At 36.2% G+C, this 3,538-nt stretch carries 4 protein-coding genes; all 4 read right to left on the bottom strand.

From position 1 onward, the window contains the following. On the bottom strand, window positions 1–159 hold a 159-nt coding region (locus OZD62_RS04035), incomplete at its 3' end, for a transposase (protein ID WP_275019477.1). Window positions 160–505: 346 nt separating this feature from the next. Continuing rightward, window positions 506–763 (bottom strand): hypothetical protein, encoded by a 258-nt coding sequence (locus OZD62_RS04030; RefSeq protein WP_010962372.1) that lies wholly within the window; start codon window positions 761–763, stop codon window positions 506–508. Window positions 764–856: 93 nt separating this feature from the next. Then, window positions 857–3,244, bottom strand: coding sequence for a DNA topoisomerase (ATP-hydrolyzing) subunit B (gene gyrB, locus OZD62_RS04025; RefSeq protein WP_275019476.1), 2,388 nt, complete (start codon window positions 3,242–3,244; stop codon window positions 857–859). Between the two features lie 95 nt (window positions 3,245–3,339). Then, window positions 3,340–3,462: a hypothetical protein gene (locus OZD62_RS04020; RefSeq protein WP_010962370.1), complete on the bottom strand. Its 123-nt coding sequence runs from the start codon at window positions 3,460–3,462 to the stop codon at window positions 3,340–3,342. Between the last annotated feature and the right edge of the window lie 76 nt (window positions 3,463–3,538).

Raw genomic sequence — 3,538 nt, 5'->3', positions numbered from 1 at the left:
CGACTTTTTTTCGTTGTGTTTCTTTATCCATTTTCCTAATAAACCACCCTTTATTCCTAAATCCTTTGCTATTTTTGTAATTGTTTGACCTGCCTTTCTTTGTTCATTTGCCAGTTTAACAGCTTCCAATTTGAATTCTGCCGTATATTCTCTTNCCATTTCTAATCCTCCAAAATTTTATTTTACCCGAAAAAACTCCTTTCTTTCTCTCCACTTTTTCTGGGTAAGGTCACTTGGCAACAGTTGCTCTACTTTCTCCTTCATCCAATGCTTCCATTGCTTCCATTGCTTTTTTCCTTAAGTCGTAACTATACGCTGCTGGCATACAAACCCCTCTACCATAAATCCATTCTTACCTTATTGGGATTATTATGAGAAGAGCTATAACTCTATGGGAGGGAAGCAAAATCTGGGATTCGGCCTTAATGGCATTAGCGTTGCATCAGCTTCACCCTCCCTGTGAGGTATTTTAGCTCTAATGCCTCACATCATAAAGATACAAGTGTCAAGCTACTTGGATGACAGGGGAGGGAGGCACTGGGATGACAGGAGAAGGTAGTGGGATGACACCCTGACAACCGTCATCCCGCTGCTTGTTAGCGGGATCTAGAGATACCGCGAATGAATCGCGACATGACGTAGGACTGCTTTCATTCCAGTGCTTGACACTGGAATCCAGCCTTTCTGCAATCTCATCGAAAACGTTGTAACCACTTTCTATGCTAGTTTGCTTGTGAGCAACCTGGATTCCAGTGTCAAGCACTGGAATGACACCGTTATAAAGGAACCAGTGTCAGCTACTTGAATGACACAGTCTTTGCTTAAACCCGTAACGTTCGTACATTTTGCTAAAAGTTCAAATATCAACATCATGCACATTAAGTGCATTGCTATTAATAAAATCACGGCGTGGTTCAACTATATCACCCATTAATATTGAAAATATGGAATCAGCTTCTTCACAATCTTTTATTTCAACCTTTAATAAAGTTCTAGCCTCAGGATTTAACGTAGTATCCCATAGCTGATCAGCATTCATTTCACCAAGACCTTTAAATCTCTGCAGAGTTAAACCTTTTTTACCATAGTCCATTATTATTTTTGCAAGCGTACTTGGAGAAGTGATTCTTATTTCAGTTTCTTGTGACTTTAAAAATGAATCACCATTAAATAAATTACTTATACCATCAAGCAAACTTAATATGTTTTGCATATCTTTGCCTTCAAGCATACTAAGTGCAAATATATATTTGTCTGCCAATCCTTGAAACAATTTAGAGATATGAATTTCTTTTTCTTCATCTTTTATTTCCACTTCCCAAGTGTATTCGCTGTACATTAACTTCAAATACTTTAATATCTCATCAGCCGATGATAGAGCATTCTTTTTACTTAAAATTAGCAATGACTCTAAGAGATTTTGTGGTATTTCTCTATCATAATTTTTGCTAATATTAGAAGTGCTAACGCATTTATTCAAAATAAGGCGCAAGTTGTTAAATTCTGTAGCTGTACCACTTAGTGTTAATCTTTTAACTGCTGAGTTTATTATATACTCTTCAAAAGTTTCGTCATCTTTAATATAAGTGTCTTTGGCATTCTTTGTAACTTTATAGAGGGGTGGCTGTGCTATGTATAAGTAACCTTTTTCAATAACTTCACGCATATGTCTAAAAAAGAAAGTTAGAATCAAAGTTCTTATATGTGAACCATCAACATCTGCATCTGTCATGATGATAATTTTATGATATCTAGCTTTTTCAATATCGAAGTGTTCACTCCCTATTCCAGCACCAATTGCAGTAATTAAAGAGCCTATTTCTGCAGATGAAAAAATACGATCTAAACTTACACGTTCTACGTTTAGAATTTTTCCTCTTAAGGCAAGCACTGCTTGTGTTTTACGATTACGCCCCTGCTTTGCAGTACCACCTGCTGAATTACCCTCTACTATAAATAATTCCGATAACTCAGGAGCTTTTTCCTGACAATCAGCAAGCTTTCCTGGCAGAGTTGCAATATCAATATTGTTTTTGCTTTTAACTAGCTCGCGCGCTTTTCTTGCAGCTTCTCTTCCTTTTGCTGACCTGATTGCTCTTTCTACTATGCTTGCTGCCAATTTGGGATCAGTTTCAAGGATTGTGCTCAATTTATCAGAAACTATACTTTCTACAACTGCACGTGCTTCAGAACTAACTAGTTTATCTTTTGTTTGTGAAGAAAACTTAGGATCAGGCATCTTAAGAGATAAAACACAAGTTAAACCTTCTCTAACGTCCTCTCCAGTTAAATTTACTTTTGCTTTCTTTAAAAACCCTTCATTAGTTGCATAGGTATTGATACATCTAGTTAGTGCAGATCTAAATCCTGCCAAATGCGTACCACCATCTCGTTGCCGTATATTATTAGTGAAACACAACATATTCTCATAGTAGGAATCATTCCATTCCATCGATATTTCCAAGCTGATGCCAAGATCTTCTGCATCTCCTTTCATACTGGCAATTTTAGTTACATGTGTCTTATTCTTATCTAAATACTGCACAAAATTTGCTGTACCAAAATTGTCTTTAGATTGATTGCTCTGATTGAAATGAGATTCTGTATATGGTTCATTGCGCAGATCACGTAAAGTAATGTCGATATTTGAATTTAAAAATGCTAATTCTCTTATACGACTTTCAAGCGTTGAGTAACTGAAATTAATGCCATTAAAAGTCTCTGTTGATGGCATGAACGTGACTTTAGTTCCTCTTTTGTTTGTATTTTCGTTGACTACCTTTAAAGGTTCAATAGACTCACCATCTTCAAAACGCATAAAGTGTTCTTTCTTATTGCGCCAAATAATTAATTCCAACCAGCTTGATAATGCATTCACAACTGAGATTCCAACACCATGTAATCCCCCAGAAACTTTATAGGTATTGCTGTCAAATTTACCACCAGCATGGAGTTGAGTCATTATTACCTCTGCTGCTGATACTCCTTCTTCTTCATGAATGTCAGTTGGAATGCCACGACCATTGTCGGTTACTGATACTGAACCATCTTTATTTATGCTAACTTCAATTTTATCACAATACCCAGCTAAAGATTCATCTATTGCGTTATCAACAACCTCATATACCATGTGGTGCAAGCCAGATCCATCGTCAGTGTCACCAATGTACATACCTGGACGTTTCCTTACAGCATCAAGACCCCTTAAGATTTTTATTGCATCGGCATTATAACTATTTTCCATGGTATTGCTTCGTTTATGAATGTTAATTAATATTACATTCATATATGCTGATTAGCAACATTTTTAAACTGATAACCCATATTAAAAGCACAACTTTACGAATGTTTATTTTTGAAGACAGCAAATAGTGTCATTCCAATGTGTCTTCCATAACTGTACGAACATTCATTTTTGAAGGTAAATTGCACAACAGATGATGTCATTCCAGTGCTTGACACTGGAATGGCTTTGTTGCATCGCTAGCTATGATGGATTAAAGATAAAAAAGATGGAGAATATCAGTAGCTTATTATT

Origin of the sequence: Wolbachia endosymbiont of Drosophila seguyi (assembly GCF_028981765.1) — a bacterium.
In the GTDB taxonomy this organism is placed as follows: domain Bacteria; phylum Pseudomonadota; class Alphaproteobacteria; order Rickettsiales; family Anaplasmataceae; genus Wolbachia; species Wolbachia pipientis.
Note: the sequence above shows the minus strand (reverse complement) of the source record. Positions and strands in the feature narration are given on the sequence as shown.

Excerpts from the sequence above, each read along its gene's own strand:
- gyrB (WP_275019476.1), bottom strand. The coding sequence starts at position 3,244 with ATGGAAAATAGTTATAATGCCGATGCAATAAAAATCTTAAGGGGTCTT.